Below are 21134 nucleotides of genomic sequence, written 5' to 3' on the forward strand. Positions count from 1 at the left end.
TTGCAGCCTGAAAAACATAGGTGTATTAAGGTGTTTTTCAATACAGTAAGTAATTTGAATTCATAAACTAATAAAGTAATGTCAAAAGTTACAGGTAAAGTTTCCCAGATTATTGGGCCGGTAGTCGATGTGGAATTCCAATCAGGAGATGCCCTTCCAAAAATTTACGATTCTCTTGAAATCGCTGGTAAAGATGGTTCTAAACTAGTTTTAGAAGTACAATCTCACGTTGGTGAAAATACAGTGAGAACAATTTCCATGGATTCTACTGATGGTCTAAGTAGAGGAACGGATGTGCTTTCGACAGGTAGCGCAATTCAAATGCCAGTTGGAGATGATGTTTATGGTCGTCTTTTCAACGTAATCGGTGATGCTATTGATGGTTTGGGCGAGTTGCCAAAATCAGGTAAAGATGGTTTGCCAATTCACAGAGAGGCTCCAAGATTTGAAGATCTTTCTACCTCTACCGAGGTTCTTTTTACCGGTATTAAGGTAATTGACCTTATTGAACCTTATGCAAAAGGTGGTAAAATTGGATTATTTGGTGGTGCAGGTGTTGGTAAGACCGTTTTGATTCAGGAGTTAATTAACAACATTGCTAAGGGTCACGGTGGTCTTTCTGTATTTGCCGGTGTTGGTGAACGTACTCGTGAAGGAAACGATTTACTTCGTGAGATGTTGGAATCTGGTATTATCAAATACGGTGATGATTTCATGCATTCTATGGAAGAAGGCGGATGGGATCTTACCAAGGTTGATAAAGCAGCTATGAAAGACTCAAAAGCGACTTTCGTTTTTGGTCAAATGAACGAACCACCAGGAGCACGTGCTCGTGTGGCATTGTCAGGTTTGACAATTGCTGAGTATTTCCGTGATGGTGCAGGAGAAGGTCAAGGTAAAGATGTGCTTTTCTTTGTAGATAATATTTTCCGTTTTACTCAAGCAGGTTCAGAGGTTTCGGCTCTTTTAGGTCGTATGCCATCTGCGGTAGGGTATCAACCAACTTTGGCAACAGAGATGGGTGCTATGCAAGAGCGTATCACATCAACTAAAAGAGGTTCTATTACATCTGTACAGGCGGTTTACGTTCCTGCGGATGATTTAACGGATCCAGCTCCAGCAACAACCTTTGCTCACTTGGATGCTACAACGGTACTTTCTCGTAAGATTGCCGAGCTAGGTATTTATCCTGCGGTGGATCCGTTGGATTCTACTTCTCGTATCTTAACAGCAGATATTTTAGGAAATGACCATTATAACTGTGCACAACGTGTAAAAGAGTTGTTACAACGTTATAAGGAATTGCAAGATATTATTGCTATTCTGGGTATGGAAGAACTTTCTGAAGAAGATAAGTCTGCAGTAGGTCGTGCAAGACGTGTACAACGTTTCCTTTCACAACCTTTTCACGTAGCGGAACAATTTACAGGTCTTAAAGGGGTGTTGGTTGATATTAAAGAAACTATAAAAGGATTTAATATGATTATGGACGGGGAGTTAGATCACCTACCAGAATCTGCCTTTAACCTTAAAGGAACTATTGAAGAAGCAATAGAAGCGGGAGAGAAAATGTTAGCTGAAGCTTAATTAGTACCAAGAATTGAGTAATAAGTATTAAGTACTTTTTACTTTGGACTAACTACTTAATACTAAGAATATGTATTTAGAAATTGTATCACCAGAAGCCACTTTATTTTCAGGCGAAGTAACATCGGTAACTGTACCAGGTGTGAATGGCGAGTTTCAGATTTTGAACGGTCATGCCGCTATAGTTTCTTTGCTTCAAGAAGGTAATGTTCGTGTTGATGGCAATATAAAAATAGATGAAGCGTACGCTTCTAAGTTCTCAAAAGATGCTAGCGGAAAGGTAATACTTCCCATTGCTAGCGGAACTGTTGAAATGAGTGATAATCGGGTAATTGTATTGGCCGATTAAATAGTACATTTTTATTATAAATTATAAAGGCTACACCTAAAAGTGTAGCCTTTTTTTATTCTATTTCATAAGAAAGAATATCTGCCGGTTGACAATCTAACGCCTTACAAATTGCTTCAAGAGTTGAAAACCGTATAGCTTTAGCTTTGCCTGACTTTAGAATAGATAGATTGGCTTCTGTTATACCTATCATTTCTGCGAGTTCTTTACTTTTTAGATTACGGTCTGCTAATACAGTATTTAAGTTAACGACGATGCTCATAGTTATATGGTTAGGTCGTTTTCAGATTGTACAGTATAACCTTTTTGAAATACGTATGTTAGAAACAAGGAAATCATCTCAAAGATGACCAATAATATAAGATTGTGAACATTTCTAAATTCCGTCTTATGCATTATAGGATAATGGATAAGAAAGTATAGAATAGGACCAACAATTAAATTTAGGACGGTTAAAAGTTTCAAATTTTTGACAATACCTTTATTAAATATGACTGTTTTTTTAAGGGCTTTGAAAATATTAGAAAGTAAATAGAGAAGTAGAATTCCAAAAATTAAGGTTAGGGTAATGGTTAGTATGTCACTAAACTGATAATCGCCTTGTACAGAACTTCCTGTTAGGGGAATTTGCATATCAAATCTACTATCCTTAACGGTAAATCTATTGGTAATAAAAGCAAATTCCATATAGGTGAGAAAAGCTAAGAGTGCAATTGAAATACTTCTAAATATATAATAGAAGAATGCTGAAAGTGATTTTGGACCGAATATTTTCATTTTATTCTTTTTTATATAGTTAGGTCGTTTTCTTGTTTTATATCATAGCCCTCTTTAATTAATTGGGCAACAATCAAAAGAAAAAATGCAATTACTAAAATTGGTATTCTATCACTCAGGGCAGCACCAAAATCTCTTCCTAAATTATAAGCGACAGATTCCCCTTTAATTGCAGGTTTGTTTAGAATATTCTCAAAAACTCTTATAATAAATCCACCGGCTGAGTAAAATATTAAACCTCTACCGATAGATGTAAAGCTGAAGCCGTTTTTTGCGGAAAAAACAGAATCTGTATGTAAGGTATAAATGGTTTTTCTGAATTTTATTAGAAGCCAAAGTGCATAACTTAATAATATCAGATTGAATATTACAAGAATTAGGTCAGAATTAGATGATATTATAGTTGACGCAGAGTTTAAATATTTTAGTAATGATCCGCCCTTTTCTAAAATTGAAATAATTACCGTAAATATTAATAAGTTAACAAAGAACTTAAATGCTTTAGTATAGTTTTTCATAATATAATTATTGTTTAACAATAACAAATATATAAAAATTATCGAAAAACAATAATTGTAGATTAAAATATATTGGATTATGATGTCTTCAAAGAAATCAATTCCCAATCTTGACTTAAGGAATGATAAGTGCATACATTCTCAAAACCAACGGCATAATGGGCGCCTAATGATCTGCTGTTAGTGGCATCTACTTCCGTGATGATGGCGTCGTATTTTGGGTAGGAGGCTTTTTTCATGGCGTTATAAAGTCCGCGAAAAACACCCTGTTTTCTATGGGTTTTGGCAACGCATATTTGCCCCATAGTAATAAAATTTTGAATGTTTACATTTTCTAGTTCTGTAAACATTGGTCTTAGAACTGAAATTTCATCTTTAAAACCATCGGTCATAGACAGGGCGTAGCCTACAACTTTGTCATCATCTTTTGCAATGATATGAGGGCATGCATCATTCATTCTAGTAAGTACGTCTAAATCATGAACTACGGTAACAAAACCTTCTTTTTCCCTTTCTTTGGGTGAAACGGAAGTAGGTAGATTTGCACGCTGAAGTGATAGTATTTGTTGCAATTCATCCTCGGATGTTGCAGTGGCGTAGCGTATCACTTTTTTTTCGTTTTTAGCCATTCTTGTCTACTTCTCAACTGTTTTTTAGATGGTTTTAAACCCTCTTTTTCTGCAAGGAAAAGACTGTAATCAGGATTACTTTCCAAAACAAGCGTAGTTTGTTTTTCAAACCCGAAGCGTTTAAAGGTAATTTTCAGTGTATCCCCAACTTTTAGTTTCTGAATATATGTGCTGAATTGCTGTCCGTCAGGAAAACCTTTACCGTTAATACCCGTGATTATATCTCCTTTATCCAATCCAGCTTGGTAAGCTGGAGTTCCCATTTTAGGATTGGATTGGATTTTGCCATGACCATCGCCATCTAATGAAACAGCTACTCCAAAATAAGGTGCTTCCATATCTTGTTTCAATAGGACTCCAACAGAATGTAAAAGAGCACTGTAATCTGGCATTTCACTTTTAAATATGTATTTATTGAAGAAAGTGTTCGCAAATTCTTTCCCTGCATATTCGGCTAGTGTTTGTTGAAGGTTTTCTAGGGTGTAGGGTTTTTCGGTTTTTCCGTATTTTTCCCAGACCAGTTTCATATAATCATCTAGGTTCAGTTTTTCCTCGCGCAGCGATAAATCCAAAGCTAGACCAAGTACACTTCCGTAAGAATAATAAGAAATAAAAGTATTCTCTCTGTTTACTGGGTCTACGGAAGTGGCAGCATCCACAAAAGGAGCTTGATAACTCATTTCTATAGGGTTAAAATACCGAAGTGCAGGTGAGTTCCAAACATAGTTAAAAGTACCTGAAATGCCTTCTACGTACTTCTTTGGAGTAATAATTCCGGCTCTACATAGAATTAGATTGGTGTAATAACTGGTAAAGCCTTCTGCGAACCACAAGGCACCGCTCATATTCGCTTCTTCAAAATTAAAAGGTTCTAATGATTTTGGGCGGATACGCTCAACGTTTCAAGCATGAAAAAACTCATGGGAAACGGTTCCGATATTACCTTCCATGCCTCCATTTGCCAAACTACGTGTGCTAGTGAGAATAGTAGAGTTACGATGCTCCATGCCATCACCGGAAGCATTGGGCATATAGCAGGCTAAGAAAGTATAAATACCATAATCAAATTCAGGAAGTTCACCATATACTTCCTTTTCAGCTAGAACGGTTTTCTTTACATTTTCGAAATAGGCATCTAGTTCTTCGTCCGTGCCGTTATGGTGCAGAACAAAACGTATTTTTTGTTTCTTTCCGTTGTCCTCAACCTCAAATTCACGAACCGAATGATTACTTATTTCAGTAGGGCTATCCATAAAATAATAAAGGTTAGGCGCAGAATATGTGGTTCCAGAAACCAAAGGAAGTTGAGTGGCTACCTTCCACTTCAAATCTTTTCTAACCTTAAAATCAACTTCAATTTTTCTATCGCTCAGGGCAGGAGCGTACATAAATGTCGCAGGTATATTTAGGTGGGCATGCGTTTCATCTACTTGAGAATAGGTGCCTCCTCCTCGGTTAGCAAAAAGTGTGTAATTAATGGTAATAGTACCATCGTGACCAACCACTTGCCACTGGTACGGGTCTGGGCGTAATACTTCTAAAATTTTTCCTTTACCGTCCGTGGCTTTAAAACTGTAAACGTTCTTAGCAAATTCATGCAACGCATAACGGCCGGGGGAAGAACGGCTCATTCTAAAAGCAACCGTATCCGCTTTCAAATCTGGAAAAGTACCATTTACTACCGCCTCATGGTGAACGGCGTTTTCAAAAGAAATATCATAATGGTTGGTTTGAGCAAAAAGAATGCTTCCGGCACAGCATAAAAGGAAGGTAAAAGTGAATTTCATTAACGTAGATTTAATGTGTCTAATATACCAATTATAGCGAGTATAGCCTACATTTGATTTTACTACGCATAAAAGAAAGATTTATATTACAAAACATAATAGCGCAACCTTTTGTCAGGATAAGTATCTGATTAATAATCAAATTGGCATAATGAAACAAACATATTGTATAGTTCTGCTGTTCTCAAGTTCTATTATGTTGTGCTTTGCCCAAGAAGGTGCAGATGTACCTCAATATAAAAATCAGATTTCTACAAATTTATTACTGCCTTTTACTGGTAGTTTTGATTTAACTTATGAGCGAACAATTGCTAATAAGTGGGCAGTAGGTTTGTCCGGTGCAATTTATGGAGATGATTTTGGAGATTTTGATACAGAATCATCAGGCTATTACGATCGTACCACAAATTTTGAGATAATGCCTTTTGTACGGTTCTATTTGAACAGCACTCAAACCAACGGCCACTTTTTTGAAGTCTTTGGTTCCATATCCCAAGTTGAACAAACCGGTGGGTATGTACGCAACGTTAATGATCAAGGCTACGGCGTGTATGTTATTGGCTCCGAAAACTACATTGTTGGTGGTTTGGGAACGGGATATGGGTATCGGTTTTTATTTATGAAGAACAGATTGGTTGTAGAAGGACAATTGGGTATACGAACCAATTTTAGCACTAATTTCTTTTTTTTAAATGTTGCCTTAGTGCGCACAGGAATAAAAATAGGATATAGGTTTTAAAACTTGTGATTATGAGATATACATATATTGGTTGCTTCCTTTTAAGCCTACTCATGGCAGGCTGTTTTTCTAATGATGACGATTCTGCGATAAACTATATAGACCTACAAGTAGAGGATGTATTTGTCTTTGATGACCAAACCGAGTATGTAGTTGGAGATACCATTTTCTTTTCGCAAAAATTTAGCCGGTATATTAAAGAAGAAGGGTACAATGAACTCTTGGATTTATTTGAAACTACAAAAGACAATCAGTTTGCTTATTCTTTTAATGTTAAAAAATTCTCTGATTTTTCCAATACTTATGTGAACGTTTCAATAGACCCTGAATACATTATTACTTCAGGAGAAAGTCCTACGGATTACTTTTTTTACAATGATTACGTTACGGTTGCCAAATTGAATGAAGCAGAAGATGCATATGAGTCAAGGGTCGGAGTAGTTTTACAGGAAATTGGGTCTTTCCAGTTGGACTTATCTTTTGTCTATTTCAGAAATGGGTTTGATTACAATAACAAAGAGAGTGTTGATTTAGATATAAGGCACCGTTTTACAAGTCCTAATGCTGCTTATAAAGAATTTAAGGTAGTAGAACAGCAGTAATGTTTTCTTTTCCTTATAAGTATATTTAACGAATTCAATTGAAGGTTCGTTTGCTTCCTGTTTTATAAACTTTTCGGTTTTACAATTTATATAACAAACCCAGTTATTGTTCAGGATCATATAATCATAATCTTTCCGTTTAGACAAAACCCCTAATTACATGGGGTGTCCTAGCGCACATGGTTTTACCTTTGTTGTCAATAAAAATCATAATATGACTCAATTTTTAAAACATTCGTTTGGCTTCTATTGGGACTGATATCAATAGGCTCGGCTCAAGCTAAAAATGATAAAATCTACTATAACAAAACTTGGAAGGAGATTTTACAACTTATCTCTTAGGGAATAAATTAGCTGCTACATATGTTAAGGGTCAGTTTATTTTGGAGCGCACACCCATTTTTCGCAACAGCTAGGACTAGAGATCAAATACTTTAACGCAGGTATGTTGTACTAATCAAGTATGTGTTTGTTTTGATGAAACAGCTTACATTTGGTTTATGGTACAGCTACCCGAAAAACTTATTCAGAAATTAGAGCTTAGAAATGGGCAAAATTCCATGCGCAGTATTCCAAGCCCTTATGAAAAGCGAGTAGACTTTTCTTCTAATGATTACTTAGGCTTGGCCCAAAAGTCTACATTATTCGATATGGCCAGTAAAATAGTGAAGCAAACGGGACACATTGTAAATGGTGCTACCGGATCTAGATTGATAACGGGCAACCATTCTCTTTACAACGAACTGGAAGAGATGCTGGCCAAATTTCATCGTACGGAAGACGCATTGGTCTTCAATTCTGGATATGATGCCAATCTTGGTTTTTTTAGCTCGGTACCGCAACGAGGAGATGTTGTTCTATATGATGAATATATTCACGCTAGTATTCGCGATGGTATCCAAATGGGGAATGCCAAGAGCTATAAGTACAAGCATAACAACCTTAAAGATTTAGTTCATAAATGTGAGGTTGAGCGAAACAAAAACTTGGCTGATGTTGAAATCTATGTGGTCACTGAATCTGTTTTTTCCATGGATGGAGATGTACCTGACTTAAGTGCATTTGCTAAAATATGTAAAGATTATAATTGTCGGTTTATAGTTGATGAAGCTCACGCCCTAGGAGTTTTTGGAAAGCAGGGTGAAGGTTTGCTCCAAGAACTAAATTTGCATGAAGAGGTTTTTGCCCGAATCGTAACTTTTGGCAAAGGTATGGGATGTCATGGTGCTGCAATTTTGAGCAGTACTTCGCTAAAGTCTTATCTAGTAAATTTTGCCCGTAGTTTTATTTATACCACGGGGCTTTCGCCGCATGCTGTAGCCTCGGTTTTATCAGCATATGACCATCTTCAAAATCGGGTTGATGAGGTGGTAGCACTAAAACATAATATTACGTATTTCAATCAAAAATTAGAGAATTTTAATTTAAACTCAAAGTTTATCCCCAGTAATTCTGCTATTCATTGTTGTATCATTTCAGGTAATGATAAAATTCGCGATATTGCCAAAGTCATTCAAGAAAAAGGGTATGATGTAAGGCCTATTCAATCTCCCACTGTACCTGAAGGTCGGGAAAGATTACGTGTTTGTCTTCATAGTTTTAATACTGAAAAGGAAATTGATAATTTGCTAAAAGTTATAGCCGATTTTATGTAATATGGAAGATAAATTTCACACAGTGGCTTCTTTTGATTATCCCGCGGATGTACAGATATTAAAGGGCAAGTTGGAGTCTGAGGGTATTCCTGTATTTTTAAGAGATGAACATACATTAAACTCAGACCCAATGATCAGTAATGCCATCGGAGGCGTTAAGTTGCAGGTGTATACGGAAGATAAACAAAAGGCCATTGATATTTATAACGAAATCAGGGCGTATGCCCAGGACGACGATGGAAATTTAATTATATGCCCTAACTGTAAAATGCAAAAATCGGAGGTGTATTATAACAGAAAAGGAATTTTATATAAACTTTTCCCTTTTTTTGAAGAAAAAAAATACAAATGCCTACATTGTAACATGATAACAAAACCTCAATAGAATGCAGCAAATTTTTGTGACAGGAATATCAACTGAAGTAGGTAAAACAATAGCTTCCGCAATTATAACAGAAGCCCTAGAAGCGGATTATTGGAAGCCGGTTCAAGCTGGTGATTTAGATAATACGGATAGTGATAAGGTAAAATCCTTAATTTCTAATGATACGACGGTCATACATAAAAGCAGCTATGAGCTAAAGACTCCTATGAGTCCGCATGCCGCGGCAGAAAGAGATGGTGTTAAAATAGACCGACTTGAAATTATTGAGCCGGAAACGGATAATGCTTTGGTTATAGAAGGTGCGGGCGGTATTTTAGTGCCTTTGAGTAATGATGATACGGTTTTGGATATCATTATGCCAACCTATCATGTAGTAGTGGTATCTAGACACTATTTAGGAAGCATTAATCACACACTCCTAACTATTGGTTGGTTGCAACAGAAGGGATACGATGTATCTGTATTGTTCAGTGGAAAGGAAAATCCCGAAACTGAAAGTATTATTCTTCACAAAACCAAAGTGTCTTCAATTGGTCGTATAGATGAAGAAGCCGTTTTTGACAAAGCCGTTATTAAGAAATATGCCGCAAAATTTGCGCCTATACTAAGAACGCTTCAATCTTGATTAATTCTTACCAAGACTAGGTCTACTTTACTTATCGTGAATTCATATAATGGTTTCCTGCCCTCTAGGTCCTGGCGGTTAAAAATGTAGTAACCGGGTAATTCGCATTGGTTGGTTCTAGAAATTACTTTTTTTCTGGACATTTCTAAAAATGACGCCGTTTCGTAGAATTTAAAGGGTGTTTGAATGTGTCTGCGTAAACTTTCCTGTGTAAATAGATACAAAGGTGCCTCGTCTCCAACAATCTTATGAATGTCATCGGCATATGTTTCATTTGGAGCACTAGAAGAAGTCAATGCCTTTAATGGAAGGGCAACATGGTCAAAAGCCAATCTGCAAACCACAATAAAAGCAATTACAAATAAATGCCTCGGATATCCAATAGTTTTATGGTGAAAAATCAGTACCGTAATTAGCAACAGGCCAAAAAGGGGCATGGTAAATTTTAAGTGAGGCAAGATTGAGAAAAAGCTAATGAACGGGATTACAAAACAAGCTAGCGCTGCTATGGTCATTATCACCTTAAAAAACGTGTGATACGTCTTATGTTTCCAGTTATTATCTTCTATTTGAAGGAACAATGGGTAAGTGAGTACGGTTATCACCATGGGAAAAAACATGTAGGTGTAACGCATTCTTGCTCCAGGAGAAATCCAATACACTAAAAAATTAGCAATAAAGGTTATGACCAGAAAGACCAAATAGGGTTGCGTTTTAACGCTGCGTATCTGTTCTTTTTTCCAAATAAACAGCAAAAATAAAGTTGCGGGAAAAATGACCGCGATAAAATTTAGAGGGTAAAATAAAAGGTGTTTTATAATTCCACTAAAACGGTCACTTAATAAGGTTCGTTGGTGTGTTAATCCCCACATTTCAGATATATACTTTCCTAAATCCTCATAACTTCCATAGATATAAAAATAGAAATAAACAGTAGCTGCAGATAAGGCGGCACTAAATATATGTGGCCAAGAAAATAGGCGTTTTAGGTCTCTTTTGTACAAAAGATAAACACCCAGTGTAATTATAATAAATGCAAAAGAGGCAAATCCCTTGGTTAAAAAGGCAAGTGTTATGAAAAAATAGGCAAACCCAAATAACCGGTAAAACCGCTTTTGCTGGTAAAAGTGAAAAATGCTGAAAATGCATAAAACAACTAAAAGGGAATAGAAAATATCAATTTCCGCAGTTAGGCTAAAGTAAAAATAAAGGTCTGCACATACTAAATAATAGAGTGCGCTTAGCAACCCAAATTTAGTTCCAATATATTTTCTTCCCATGTAGAAGGCAGCAATTCCCGTAAGCAGAAACGAAAAGGCAGAAGGAAAACGAAGGGCGAAAGTATTATAACCAAAGAGTTTTATACTTCCGGCAAGGACAATATTCCAAAGAGGTGGGTGGTCGTAGAAGGTTTCATTAAGTATAGTGGTAACTATAAAATTATTGTTTATCAACATTTCAAGAGCCACTAAAGCACGCCGCGGTTCTTCCGAATATAGGGGTGCAAGATATAAATTGTAAAAGAGGGATATCGTGTATAGTATAAAAATTAAAAACGATAGCCAATATATATTTTTGGTATTGGTCGGTTGTAAAAATCCGGCATTAAAAAACTTCATGTTTCTTAGACTTTTCTGAATCAAAGATGATCATAATACTTCAAAAAAAAAGTTTTAATTCCTCATCTTTGCATTATGAAGAAGGCAAACGTATCAGAAACTTTAGTGACTGAAAGTCTATCTATTAGAGATAAAAAACACTTATGGCACCCATTAACACAGCATAAGTTGCATCCGGAAATGTTAGGAATCGTTAAAGCAAAAGGAGCTATTTTGTATGACGAGGATAATAAGGAATATATAGACGGAATTGCCTCTTGGTATACTAGCGCTTATGGTCATTGCAACGATTTCATTACGGAAAAGGTGCATGCTCAAATGCAACAGTTGGACCAAGTGGTTTTCAGTGGTTTCACCCATGAGCCCGCGGTTAAATTATCAGAAGAACTCATAAAAGTATTACCTGACAACCAAGAAAAATTGTTTTTTTCGGATAATGGTTCCACGGCTACGGAAATCGGGATTAAAATGGCATTACAATACCATTTTAATCAGGGTAGGAAGCGTAAGACAATGCTGGCTTTTGAAGAGGGTTTCCACGGAGATACTTTTGGGGCTATGTCTGTTTCAGGACTATCGGTTTATAATGGACCTTTTGAGGAATTTTTTATTGATGTGGAGCGGGTTGATGTTCCCACGGATGAAAATATAGAGGCTCTTCTTTCTCGGCTAGAAGTGAGATTACAACAAAATGATGTGGCTGGATTCATTTACGAACCTTTGGTGCAAGGTGCAGCAGCTATGAAAATGCATAAGGCGGAAAACCTAAACCGTATCTTAGAGCTTTTGAAGAAGCATGGCATACTTACCATTGCCGATGAGGTAATGACCGGCTTTGGTAAGACAGGAAAACTTTTTGCTTCGGAATATATTAAAACCAAACCGGACATCATTTGTATGTCCAAAGCATTAACGGCTGGTTTAATTCCTATGGCGATCACCAGTTGTTCACAAGAGGTTTACGACGCATTTTATAGTGACGATTTGGCAAAGGGGCTTTTTCATGGCCATACCTATTCCGGAAACCCGTTAGCTTGCACTGCAGCTTTAGCTGGACTAGAATTGCTGCAAACACAAGAAATTCAAAACAGTATACAAAGAGTAATCGCTTTGCATGAAGAGTTCGACTCTAAAGTGAAAAATCACCCCAAAGTTTCGCGAACAAGACAATGCGGAATTATATATGCATTGGATTTAAATGTGAAAATGGAGCGTTATGGGAATTTACGTGACCAAATGTTTAAGCACTTTATGGATAATGGTGTATTTTTGCGCCCCCTTGGGAGTACCATTTATATTTCTGCACCTTATGTAATTACTGATGGTCAGTTGCAAAAAATTTATACTACCATTGAAGATTTACTGAACAAAATCTAAATTTTTCGCTTGAAAGAACCAATTTCCATTACCGCAATAGGCTCAGTTTCCCCATTGGGAATGACTTCTGAAGAAACATGGGAGAACTACCTTAAAGACAACCATTTTTTTATTCAGACTGAATTTGGAGGGGAGATGGAATGGATAGCTCCTTTATCCAACGAATCTAAACGAGAAATTGAGGTACTAAGAAATTCGGATAATAAATATAAAAGTCTTGATAATTCGGTTTTATACGCGCTTTATGCTTCGCGATATGCCGTAGCAAAAGCCGGGTGGAAAGTAGGTGATGGTTTTGGGGTCAATATTGGGTCTTCACGTGGAGCTACGGCACTTTTTGAAAAATACCACCAAGAATTTTTAGAAAATAATAGAACGGCAACTTTAAGCTCGCCAACTACTACTTTAGGGAATATCTCGTCATGGGTTGCGCACGATTTAAAAACAAAAGGTCCTGAAATATCACATTCTATTACCTGCTCTACAGCGCTTCATGCTGTTTTAAACGGAGTAGCATGGATCAGAAGCGGTATGGCCGATAAATTTTTGGTGGGCGGTAGCGAGGCACCATTAACGCCCTTTACCATTGCCCAGATGAAAGCGCTAAAAATATACTCGCAATATAATACGGAGAACAGTTTAAAGAACGAAGGAGAATACCCTAATCGAGCACTGGACTTTGAAAAGGAAAGGAACATGATGGTTTTAGGGGAGGGTGCTTCTGTCATGTGTTTGGAAAAAGGAGTTTCCTCTAACACTATGGCTGTCATTGAAGGTATAGGTTATGCCACGGAACCTTTGCGCCATAATATTTCTATTTCTACGGATGCGGAGTGTTTTCAAAGCTCTATGAAAATGGCTTTGGGAGAAATAAATCCAGAAGAAGTTGATGCGATTGTCATGCATGCGCCAGGTACAATTAAGGGTGATATATCTGAGTATAAGGCCATTGAAAAAGTTTTTTGTAACAAGTTGCCCTTTTTAACTACGAATAAATGGAAAATAGGGCATACTTTTGGAGCGTCGGGAGCGTTAAGCATAGAATTAGCGGCCCTAATGATACAGCGTCAACATGAAATAAGAGTGCCTTTTATCACCTATGCCCCATCTCCTAAAAAGCTTGAAAAAGTACTCGTAAATGCGGTAGGTTTTGGTGGTAACGCGGTTTCCGTTCTGCTCTCCAAATAAACGGGGCGTTTTTTAATATTAGCGTTAGGAATATTTGGTCTAATTTGCAATTTCAATTTTAGAAAGGTTATTTTTACGCCGAGATTTTCAAAAAGACTATGAGCGAAACAAGACACAACTGGACGAAAGAAGAAATTCTTGATATTTACAACAAACCTTTAATGGAGCTGCTTTACGATGCAGCTACTATCCATAGAGAACATCACGATCCAAATACGGTTCAGGTTTCTACGTTACTTTCAATAAAAACTGGTGGTTGTCCAGAAGATTGTGGGTATTGTCCCCAAGCGGCACGGTACCACACGGATATTGAAGGGAATGATCTTATGCAAGTTTCGCATGTAAAAGCGCAAGCACTTAGAGCAAAGGCTTCCGGTAGCTCACGCGTTTGTATGGGGGCTGCATGGCGTAATGTAAAAGATGGTCCGGAGTTTGATCAAGTATTGGAAATGGTGCGTACCATTAACAAGCTAGATATGGAAGTTTGTTGTACGTTGGGTATGCTAACAGAAAACCAGGCACACCGTTTGGCAGAAGCCGGCCTTTATGCATACAATCATAATTTGGATACCTCAGAAGATTATTATAAAGATGTTATTTCTACACGTGCCTTTGAAGATCGTTTAGAAACAATAGATAACGTGCGTAAGAGCAATGTAACGGTTTGTAGCGGGGGTATCATTGGAATGGGTGAGGCTATTGAAGATCGCGCCGGAATGTTAGTTGCTTTGGCAAGTTTAAATCCACAGCCGGAATCTGTGCCTATTAATTCCTTGGTGGCCGTAGAAGGAACCCCAATGGAAGATATGGAGCCAGTTTCTATTTGGGACATGATTCGTATGGTGGCAACTACACGTATTGTTATGCCGGAGACGCAAGTTCGTTTATCCGCAGGTCGTACGGAAATGAGTAGAGAAGGACAGGCTATGTGTTTCTTTGCGGGTGCCAATTCTATTTTTGCGGGAGACAAGTTATTGACTACTCCTAATCCAGATGTAAACGAGGATATGGAAATGTTCAAAATGCTCGGTCTTAATCCGCAAAAACCATTTACCAAAGTTTCACAACCAAAAACAGTAGAAGCTGCTGAATCTAAGTTGCAACCTTTAGGTGAAAAGCCAAAATGGACTAGACCGGGGCATACTATCGAGAGAAACGAAGAGGCGAAAGCGAAGAGCAAAGTAGTAGATTAATTTAATTTTAAGTAAATCTTTACTCAAGGTTAATTAAATTTACGGCTTAAATAGAATTCTAATTCCATTGAAGCTAGCAGCTATTCCCCGGGTATCAACAATTACCAAGGAAGACTTTTTAGAGTATTATTTTAAACCGCAGAAACCTGTGGTGATAGAGCGTGCCATAGAAAACTGGCCTGCTTTTGAGAAATGGAACCTAAACTACATTAGTGAGGTTGCCGGTGATAAGATTGTTCCTTTGTATGATGATAGGCCTGTAAACCATGAAGATGGTTTTAATGAGCCACATGCAAAAATGAAGATGTCTGAATACGTTGATTTGCTTAAGGCCAAACCTACCAAATTCCGTATTTTTCTTTGGAACGTTTTAAAGGAAGTGCCAGAACTTCAAAAGGACTATGAGTTTCCTGATTTTGGTTTGACCTTGAAAAAAAAGCTGCCTATGCTGTTTTTTGGCGGTAAGAATTCATACACGTTTATGCATTATGACATTGATATGTCTAATATCTTCCACTTTCACTTTGAAGGGAAAAAAGAGTGTATTCTCTTTGCGCCTTCGGAGACTAAATTCTTGTATAAAGTTCCCCACTCCCTTATTACTCATGAAAGTATAGATTTTGATAATCCGGATTTTGAGCAGTGGCCTGCATTGAAAAAAGCGAATGGTTTTAAAACTGAATTGAACCATGGTGAAGTACTTTATATGCCGGAAGGTTATTGGCATTATATGAAGTATAAAACACCTGGTTTTTCAATGAGTCTTAGGTCTTGGCCAAAGAATCCTATAAATTTTGCAGAGGGAGTGTATAATGTTTTCATAATGCGTAATTTTGATATTTTAATGCGGAAATTACAAGGCCAAAAATGGATAGACAAGAAAAATAAAAAGGCAATTGAGCGTACTGCTAAACGATTGTCCAAATAAATTTTGTGAATCCTTTTCTTTAAAAAATACACTATAATGAAACTTTACTTTCTATCTGTATGTTTGCTTTTTTCAACAATTTTTATTTCGGCTCAGGCTTACGAGGGTAGGGGAGACCAAAAATTTCAAGTAGGAGCTAATTTGCAGGGTAACGGCACGGGAATCATGACGTCTTATGATTATGGTTTAGGTGAAAATATATCTATTGGAGCTACTGGGACTTATCTTTTGGGAATAGAAGAGGAAGTATCTGCCAGTACAAAGGATCGTTTTGATTTGAAAGCCCGTTTTAGTGCACATTTAGGCAGTATAATTGGTCTAAGTGATGAGGTAGATATTTATCCGGGATTGGATTTAGGCCTTAAGAATTTTGGTTTTCATACTGGTGCGCGATACTTTTTTTCAGATGGATTGGGAATTTATACGGAAATAGGTTTCCCTATAGCTAAATACAAAATTGAAAATTTGGAACCAGCAGATAAGCTACATAACCAATTTAATGTAAATATCGGTGCTGTTTTTAACTTTCTTTAATTAACTAATTTAGAGATTCAGGGTACGAGTTCTTTAAGTTTTTCGTAAACCAAATGGCTTTCCCATCCCCTATACAAAAGATAGTCGGCTAATTTTTTTTTGCGCTTTAATGGGTTGTTTTCCGTAATCTGTGCAATTCTTTTTTCGGCTAAAGCATCTAATGTGCGCAAGTATTCTTCTGGGTCTATTTCTTTAAGGGCGGTAGTAATGTTATACTTTGAGATATTACGTTGCTTCAGTTCGTTTACAATTCGTTTTTTGCCCCATTTTTTTATTGAAAATTTCCCTCTGGCAAAGCTTTGGGCAAATCGCTCTTCGTTAAGAAAATTTTCATTGATTAAATGAACTACGATTTTATCTACAGCTTCTGGAATCATACGCATTTCACGAAGCTTAGTAACCACTTCTTTATGGCAGCGATCTTGATAAGCGCAATAACTTTCCAGCTTTCTTTTTGCTTCTTCTATAGAATATGCTCGTTGTTGGTTCATGGTGAAGATGGAACATGCTTATTTATAATGCTAAAGTACGATTTGAAGTATTAAAGAACACTAGGCTTTGGAATGTAAATTTTTGGCACAAAAAAAGCGACCATCGTTGCCGAAGGTCGCTTTAAGATTTTAATATATGGTTTTACCGTCTTTGTCTTTAAAACGGTATTCAAGATACGTATACGCATCTCTCGGTTGTATTTTAATCCACTTTTTGTGCTCTAAGAACCATTTAGAACGCATGGAAGGAAAGCCTTTAGTTATATAGGCCGCGATAAACGGATGAATGTTAAGTGTAATCCCGTTATCTTTTTTAGGTCCTTTCAACAACTTTTCTAGGTCGGCATTAATTTTGTCTACCAAAACAATTGGGGCTTCAATTTCTTTCCCACTACCATTCGGATTTTCCTCGGTGGTTTTGATGTTCATTTCGGGCCGGACCCTTTGTCTGGTAATCTGTATAAGTCCAAACTTGCTAGGAGGCAATATTTTGTGTTTGGCGCGGTCATCTTTCATCTCATCACGAAGATGATCAAAAAGCTTTTTCCTGTGTGGTGCTTTTACCATGTCAATAAAATCGACTACGATAATACCACCCATATCACGCAAACGCAATTGTCTGGCTATTTCTGAAGCTGCCAATAGATTGACCTCTAAAGCAGTATCTTCTTGATTTTTGGCCTTATTGGAACGATTTCCACTGTTCACGTCTACAACGTGCAATGCTTCTGTATGTTCTATAATAAGGTACGCGCCTTTACTCATGCTAGCGGTACGGCCAAAAGAAGTTTTTATCTGTCGTTCAATTCCGTATTTTTCAAAAATAGGAACTGAAGAATTATACAGTTTAACTATAGATTCCTTTCCAGGTGCAATTTCTAGCACATAATCTTTGATTTGCTCATAAAGGGTTTCGTCATCTACATGAATTCCGGTAAAGGAATCATTGAATATATCCCTAAGGATAGAAGATGCCCTGTTGAGCTCAACCAACACTTTTGAAGGCGTGTGAGCCTTGTACAATTTTTTACACATTGTTGACCATTTGGCCAACAAGTTTTCTAGGTCTTTGTCTAGTTCCGCTACTTTTTTGCCCTCGGCCACTGTTCTTATAATGACCCCGAATCCTTTAGGTTTTATACTTCTTACCAGTATTTTTAACCTTTCTTTTTCTTCGCTGCTCCCTATTTTTTGAGATACGGAAACTCGATCGGAAAAAGGCACCATAACCAAATAACGCCCCGCTATAGAAAGTTCGGAGCTAATTCTTGGTCCTTTGGTTGAAATTGGTTCTTTAACGATTTGAACCAATAAAGACTGATTGGCTTTGATAACGTCTGTTATTACGCCATTTTTATCAATGTCTTTTTCAAATGGAAAGTTGGCAAGTGAGTAATCAGTAATTTTATTGGTACTCACGCCCTTTATGAACTTAAGCATAGTGGCCAGTTGTGGGCCAAGATCATGATAATGCAAAAAAGCATCTTTTTCATAACCTACGTTTACAAAAGCTGCATTTAGACCGGTAACCGGCTTGCGAACTTTTGCTAAGAATATATCACCAACGGAAAAATCGTTGTTGTCTTCTTCTTTATGCAATTCAGTGAGCTTTCCATCTTTTAGGAGTGCAAAATCGACGGCATCAGAACTAGATCTTACGATTAATTCTCTATTCACCTGAATATATTTGTATTTGCCGATACTTACTATTTATAATAAATAGACAAATAGATTAATAAATAATTGAAACGAACCATAAAAGTTCGCCGAGATTATCTGTAATCTCTATGTCAATGAACGTATGGGTGAAAAAACAAGCAAAGGGGTTGAAAATTTTTCAACCCCTAGCAATTATTTTTTCTTGTGTCTGTTAGCTCTCCTGCGCTTCTTGCGCTTGTGGGTAGCTACCTTATGTCTCTTTCTTTTCTTACCACTCGGCATAAAATTCTACTTTAAGTTAGTATATTTATTTTACTTGTACGTTGCTTTTGACACCCTCTACAAAAACCTTGGCAGGTTTAAATGCAGGAATATTGTGTGCCGGTATTTTAATAGTAGTGTTCTTACTAATGTTTCTTCCGGTTTTTTCGGCTCTTGTCTTAATGATAAAACTACCAAAACCGCGAAGGTACACATTATCACCACTTTCCAAAGAAGATTTCACTTCTTCCATAAAACTTTCAACTGTGGCCTGTACATCACCTTTTTCAATTCCCAGCTTGTCTGAGATTTTCGATACAATTTCTGCTTTCGTCATCTTTCGTGTTAAATTTTCAGTATAATTTTTTTGGGATGCAAATATATAAATTAAAATTAATCTTTTGTGCTAAAGGGTTAATTTTAAGTAGTTCACCATCACTTTTCTATTTATGACCATTCTTAAAGTATTATATCCTTTTTTAAACCATTAATTTCGTGGCATAGCAATTGTAAAAATGACTTTTTCAGAGAAAATTCTTATTTGGTATGAAGCGAATAAAAGAACCCTTCCGTGGAGGGGTACACGAAACCCGTATAAGATTTGGCTTTCGGAGATTATGTTGCAGCAAACACGGGTGGTTCAGGGTACACCGTACTACCTGAAATTCATTAGTAATTACCCTAAAGTTCATGACCTTGCTAGTGCATCCGAAGAAGAGGTTTTAAAGCTTTGGCAAGGTTTGGGCTACTATTCCAGGGCAAGAAACTTACATGCTACCGCCAAAATGGTAGTAGATCAATATGGTGGAGTTTTCCCTAATACATATAAAGAATTGTTACAATTAAAAGGGGTAGGGGACTATACCGCCAGTGCCATTGCGTCTATTTGTTATGACAGGCCGGAACCTGTCGTAGATGGTAATGTTTATAGGGTTTTGGCTCGTTATAATGGTGTGGAATTAGCCATTAATAGTACGGAGGGTGTTAAATATTTCAAAAAGTTAGCCAGAGAGGTCATGAATGTGGAAAACATTCGTGATTATAACCAGGGGATAATGGAATTTGGTGCTATTCAGTGTACACCCAAAAATCCAAATTGCATAGAGTGTCCTTTGAGTGAAAGCTGTGTAGCACTACAGACCAACAAGGTAGGTGAGCTTCCGGTAAAGTTGAAAAAGACTAAAGTTCGTAATAGATACTTTAACTATGTTGTATTAAGGTCTTATGAAGGCAAAACAATTCTTGAGCAACGGAAAGGCAAAGGAATTTGGCAAAATCTATGGCAATTTCCTCTTGTGGAGTCAGATAAGAAACTTTCAAAAGCTGATTTAGTGCAGGAGTTGGGCAACCTTGATTATAAATCGGAGTTGATTTCTTTGCAGAGGTTTAATGAAGATGCTATTGTACATAAACTGTCCCATCAGCACTTGTATACCACATTTTGGATTGTGAACACAAAGGAAAGTGAGGAAGGCAGTATATCATTCAGCGAAGTTGAGAAATACCCCGTTCCAGTACTAATTGCCGACTTTTTAAAACTTTTTTAAGTATCTATTTTTAATAGAGCTGCTTTTAAGAAGAGGCCCTTTGGTTTTGGTAAAGGTTAAATTTCAAAAATAGTAACCTATACTGATGGTTTATAAGGCTTAAAAACGAGTATATTTGTAGATTCAAATTTCAAAAAAAGAGATTATGAGCGGTACTTTAAATAAAGTAATGTTAATTGGTCATTTAGGAGATGAAGTTAAAATGCATTATTTTGAAGGTGGAGGATGTATTGGCCGCTTTCCTATTGCTACTAATGAAAGTTACACCAATAAACAGACGGGTGAGCGAGTTACCAACACAGATTGGCATAATGTTGTAGTTAGAAATAAGGCTGCTGAGATATGTGAAAAATATTTAAGCAAAGGTGATAAAGTTTATGTGGAGGGCCGTTTAAAAAACCGCCAGTGGCAGGGTGAAGATGGCAATACCCGTTATAGTACAGAAGTTCACGTTCAAGATTTTACATTTCTTTCCACTAAAAAAGAAAGTATGTCAAATCAGCAAACGGGAGGGCAACAACCGTCGCAAAATGCCGTTTCAAATACGGCAAGTAGTCCTAAAGCTGCTCAATCGGTAAGCCCAGAGCAAGAAGATGATCTTCCGTTCTAAGAAAAAATATGTATTTTTAGTAAACCCCTAAAAATGCAATTAAAAGGTATGACAAAAGTAAATTCAGACCATTG

22 protein-coding genes and 1 pseudogene are annotated in these 21134 nt (G+C 37.0%); 14 read left to right on the forward strand and 9 right to left on the reverse strand.

Annotated elements, in window-relative coordinates:
• Positions 1-78: 78 nt before the first annotated feature.
• Together atpD and KO521_RS17695 are read left to right on the forward strand one after the other, a co-directional pair.
• Positions 79-1587, forward strand: coding sequence for a F0F1 ATP synthase subunit beta (gene atpD, locus KO521_RS17690; protein WP_215941234.1), 1509 nt, complete (start codon positions 79-81; stop codon positions 1585-1587).
• Positions 1588-1657: 70 nt separating this feature from the next.
• Entirely contained in the window at positions 1658-1936 is a 279-nt protein-coding gene (locus KO521_RS17695) for a F0F1 ATP synthase subunit epsilon (protein ID WP_194525645.1), read from the forward strand.
• A gap of 55 nt (positions 1937-1991) precedes the next feature.
• Here KO521_RS17695 and KO521_RS17700 read toward each other — a convergent pair whose 3' ends face one another.
• The 5 genes and pseudogenes from KO521_RS17700 to KO521_RS17720 all read right to left on the reverse strand — a co-directional run bounded on the left by KO521_RS17700 (position 1992) and on the right by KO521_RS17720 (position 5647).
• Positions 1992-2198, reverse strand: a complete 207-nt coding sequence (locus tag KO521_RS17700; protein ID WP_194525646.1) for a helix-turn-helix domain-containing protein — start codon at positions 2196-2198, stop codon at positions 1992-1994.
• Between the two features lie 2 nt (positions 2199-2200).
• Positions 2201-2713: a DUF2975 domain-containing protein gene (locus tag KO521_RS17705; protein WP_215941235.1), complete on the reverse strand. Its 513-nt coding sequence runs from the start codon at positions 2711-2713 to the stop codon at positions 2201-2203.
• An 11-nt stretch (positions 2714-2724) separates the two neighbouring features.
• Complete coding sequence (locus tag KO521_RS17710) at positions 2725-3231, reverse strand: DUF2975 domain-containing protein (RefSeq protein ID WP_215941236.1); 507 nt, start codon at positions 3229-3231, stop codon at positions 2725-2727.
• A 77-nt stretch (positions 3232-3308) separates the two neighbouring features.
• Positions 3309-3860 (reverse strand): GNAT family N-acetyltransferase, encoded by a 552-nt coding sequence (locus KO521_RS17715; protein ID WP_215941237.1) that lies wholly within the window; start codon positions 3858-3860, stop codon positions 3309-3311.
• Positions 3836-5647 (reverse strand): annotated as a pseudogene (locus tag KO521_RS17720) (M61 family metallopeptidase). Before KO521_RS17720 ends, KO521_RS17715 begins: the two are co-directional and overlap by 25 nt.
• A 151-nt stretch (positions 5648-5798) precedes the next feature.
• Here KO521_RS17720 and KO521_RS17725 point away from each other — a divergent pair.
• From KO521_RS17725 to bioD, 5 genes are all read left to right on the forward strand, one after another.
• Positions 5799-6386 carry a DUF3575 domain-containing protein gene (locus KO521_RS17725; RefSeq protein WP_215941238.1) on the forward strand — a complete coding sequence of 196 codons (588 nt, stop codon included), beginning with the start codon at positions 5799-5801 and terminating at the stop codon, positions 6384-6386.
• A gap of 11 nt (positions 6387-6397) precedes the next feature.
• On the forward strand, positions 6398-6988 hold the full coding sequence (locus tag KO521_RS17730; protein ID WP_215941239.1) for a hypothetical protein: 591 nt from the start codon (positions 6398-6400) through the stop codon (positions 6986-6988).
• Between the two features lie 500 nt (positions 6989-7488).
• A complete protein-coding gene (locus KO521_RS17735) occupies positions 7489-8643 on the forward strand; it encodes an aminotransferase class I/II-fold pyridoxal phosphate-dependent enzyme (protein WP_215941240.1) in 1155 nt (384 codons plus the stop codon).
• A gap of 1 nt (position 8644) precedes the next feature.
• Positions 8645-9028: a putative signal transducing protein gene (locus KO521_RS17740; protein ID WP_215941241.1), complete on the forward strand. Its 384-nt coding sequence runs from the start codon at positions 8645-8647 to the stop codon at positions 9026-9028.
• A 1-nt stretch (position 9029) separates the two neighbouring features.
• Positions 9030-9653 (forward strand): dethiobiotin synthase, encoded by a 624-nt coding sequence (gene bioD, locus KO521_RS17745; protein WP_215941242.1) that lies wholly within the window; start codon positions 9030-9032, stop codon positions 9651-9653.
• Here the strand turns inward: bioD and KO521_RS17750 are convergent.
• A complete protein-coding gene (locus tag KO521_RS17750) occupies positions 9644-11272 on the reverse strand; it encodes an ArnT family glycosyltransferase (protein ID WP_215941243.1) in 1629 nt (542 codons plus the stop codon). The two genes, bioD and KO521_RS17750, sit on opposite strands and share 10 nt — an antisense overlap.
• A gap of 75 nt (positions 11273-11347) precedes the next feature.
• Between KO521_RS17750 and bioA the strand changes: the two genes are divergently transcribed.
• The 5 genes from bioA to KO521_RS17775 all read left to right on the forward strand — a co-directional run bounded on the left by bioA (position 11348) and on the right by KO521_RS17775 (position 16492).
• Complete coding sequence (gene bioA / locus KO521_RS17755; RefSeq protein ID WP_215941244.1) at positions 11348-12649, forward strand: adenosylmethionine--8-amino-7-oxononanoate transaminase; 1302 nt, start codon at positions 11348-11350, stop codon at positions 12647-12649.
• Positions 12650-12658: 9 nt separating this feature from the next.
• Positions 12659-13837, forward strand: coding sequence for a beta-ketoacyl synthase N-terminal-like domain-containing protein (locus KO521_RS17760; RefSeq protein WP_215941245.1), 1179 nt, complete (start codon positions 12659-12661; stop codon positions 13835-13837).
• A gap of 98 nt (positions 13838-13935) precedes the next feature.
• Positions 13936-15030 carry a biotin synthase BioB gene (gene bioB, locus KO521_RS17765; RefSeq protein ID WP_215941246.1) on the forward strand — a complete coding sequence of 365 codons (1095 nt, stop codon included), beginning with the start codon at positions 13936-13938 and terminating at the stop codon, positions 15028-15030.
• A 67-nt stretch (positions 15031-15097) separates the two neighbouring features.
• The gene (locus tag KO521_RS17770) at positions 15098-15958 is read left to right on the forward strand and encodes a cupin-like domain-containing protein (protein ID WP_215941247.1); all 861 of its coding nucleotides are present in this window, start codon (positions 15098-15100) and stop codon (positions 15956-15958) included.
• A 36-nt stretch (positions 15959-15994) separates the two neighbouring features.
• The gene (locus KO521_RS17775; RefSeq protein WP_215941248.1) at positions 15995-16492 is read left to right on the forward strand and encodes a DUF6646 family protein; all 498 of its coding nucleotides are present in this window, start codon (positions 15995-15997) and stop codon (positions 16490-16492) included.
• Between the two features lie 17 nt (positions 16493-16509).
• Here KO521_RS17775 and KO521_RS17780 read toward each other — a convergent pair whose 3' ends face one another.
• The 3 genes from KO521_RS17780 to KO521_RS17790 all read right to left on the reverse strand — a co-directional run bounded on the left by KO521_RS17780 (position 16510) and on the right by KO521_RS17790 (position 19240).
• Positions 16510-16983, reverse strand: a complete 474-nt coding sequence (locus KO521_RS17780; RefSeq protein ID WP_215941249.1) for a regulatory protein RecX — start codon at positions 16981-16983, stop codon at positions 16510-16512.
• Between the two features lie 129 nt (positions 16984-17112).
• The gene (locus KO521_RS17785; RefSeq protein WP_038236077.1) at positions 17113-18660 is read right to left on the reverse strand and encodes an Rne/Rng family ribonuclease; all 1548 of its coding nucleotides are present in this window, start codon (positions 18658-18660) and stop codon (positions 17113-17115) included.
• A gap of 289 nt (positions 18661-18949) precedes the next feature.
• Complete coding sequence (locus tag KO521_RS17790; RefSeq protein WP_038236075.1) at positions 18950-19240, reverse strand: HU family DNA-binding protein; 291 nt, start codon at positions 19238-19240, stop codon at positions 18950-18952.
• A 178-nt stretch (positions 19241-19418) separates the two neighbouring features.
• On the opposite strand from KO521_RS17790, the gene mutY reads away from it, so the two are divergent.
• Together mutY and KO521_RS17800 are read left to right on the forward strand one after the other, a co-directional pair.
• Positions 19419-20450: an A/G-specific adenine glycosylase gene (mutY, locus tag KO521_RS17795; RefSeq protein WP_215941250.1), complete on the forward strand. Its 1032-nt coding sequence runs from the start codon at positions 19419-19421 to the stop codon at positions 20448-20450.
• A 145-nt stretch (positions 20451-20595) separates the two neighbouring features.
• The gene (locus KO521_RS17800) at positions 20596-21060 is read left to right on the forward strand and encodes a single-stranded DNA-binding protein (RefSeq protein WP_215941251.1); all 465 of its coding nucleotides are present in this window, start codon (positions 20596-20598) and stop codon (positions 21058-21060) included.
• Positions 21061-21134: the final 74 nt, after the last annotated feature.

The organism is Zobellia uliginosa, assembly GCF_018860745.1.
In the GTDB taxonomy this organism is placed as follows: Bacteria; Bacteroidota; Bacteroidia; order Flavobacteriales; family Flavobacteriaceae; genus Zobellia; species Zobellia uliginosa_B.

Excerpts from the sequence above, each read along its gene's own strand:
- atpD (WP_215941234.1), top strand. The coding sequence starts at position 79 with ATGTCAAAAGTTACAGGTAAAGTTTCCCAGATTATTGGGCCGGTAGTC.
- KO521_RS17695 (WP_194525645.1), top strand. The coding sequence starts at position 1,658 with ATGTATTTAGAAATTGTATCACCAGAAGCCACTTTATTTTCAGGCGAA.
- KO521_RS17700 (WP_194525646.1), bottom strand. The coding sequence starts at position 2,198 with ATGAGCATCGTCGTTAACTTAAATACTGTATTAGCAGACCGTAATCTA.
- KO521_RS17705 (WP_215941235.1), bottom strand. The coding sequence starts at position 2,713 with ATGAAAATATTCGGTCCAAAATCACTTTCAGCATTCTTCTATTATATA.
- KO521_RS17710 (WP_215941236.1), bottom strand. The coding sequence starts at position 3,231 with ATGAAAAACTATACTAAAGCATTTAAGTTCTTTGTTAACTTATTAATA.
- KO521_RS17715 (WP_215941237.1), bottom strand. The coding sequence starts at position 3,860 with ATGGCTAAAAACGAAAAAAAAGTGATACGCTACGCCACTGCAACATCC.
- KO521_RS17725 (WP_215941238.1), top strand. The coding sequence starts at position 5,799 with ATGAAACAAACATATTGTATAGTTCTGCTGTTCTCAAGTTCTATTATG.
- KO521_RS17730 (WP_215941239.1), top strand. The coding sequence starts at position 6,398 with ATGAGATATACATATATTGGTTGCTTCCTTTTAAGCCTACTCATGGCA.
- KO521_RS17735 (WP_215941240.1), top strand. The coding sequence starts at position 7,489 with ATGGTACAGCTACCCGAAAAACTTATTCAGAAATTAGAGCTTAGAAAT.
- KO521_RS17740 (WP_215941241.1), top strand. The coding sequence starts at position 8,645 with ATGGAAGATAAATTTCACACAGTGGCTTCTTTTGATTATCCCGCGGAT.
- bioD (WP_215941242.1), top strand. The coding sequence starts at position 9,030 with ATGCAGCAAATTTTTGTGACAGGAATATCAACTGAAGTAGGTAAAACA.
- KO521_RS17750 (WP_215941243.1), bottom strand. The coding sequence starts at position 11,272 with ATGAAGTTTTTTAATGCCGGATTTTTACAACCGACCAATACCAAAAAT.
- bioA (WP_215941244.1), top strand. The coding sequence starts at position 11,348 with ATGAAGAAGGCAAACGTATCAGAAACTTTAGTGACTGAAAGTCTATCT.
- bioB (WP_215941246.1), top strand. The coding sequence starts at position 13,936 with ATGAGCGAAACAAGACACAACTGGACGAAAGAAGAAATTCTTGATATT.
- KO521_RS17775 (WP_215941248.1), top strand. The coding sequence starts at position 15,995 with ATGAAACTTTACTTTCTATCTGTATGTTTGCTTTTTTCAACAATTTTT.
- KO521_RS17780 (WP_215941249.1), bottom strand. The coding sequence starts at position 16,983 with ATGAACCAACAACGAGCATATTCTATAGAAGAAGCAAAAAGAAAGCTG.
- KO521_RS17790 (WP_038236075.1), bottom strand. The coding sequence starts at position 19,240 with ATGACGAAAGCAGAAATTGTATCGAAAATCTCAGACAAGCTGGGAATT.
- mutY (WP_215941250.1), top strand. The coding sequence starts at position 19,419 with ATGACTTTTTCAGAGAAAATTCTTATTTGGTATGAAGCGAATAAAAGA.
- KO521_RS17800 (WP_215941251.1), top strand. The coding sequence starts at position 20,596 with ATGAGCGGTACTTTAAATAAAGTAATGTTAATTGGTCATTTAGGAGAT.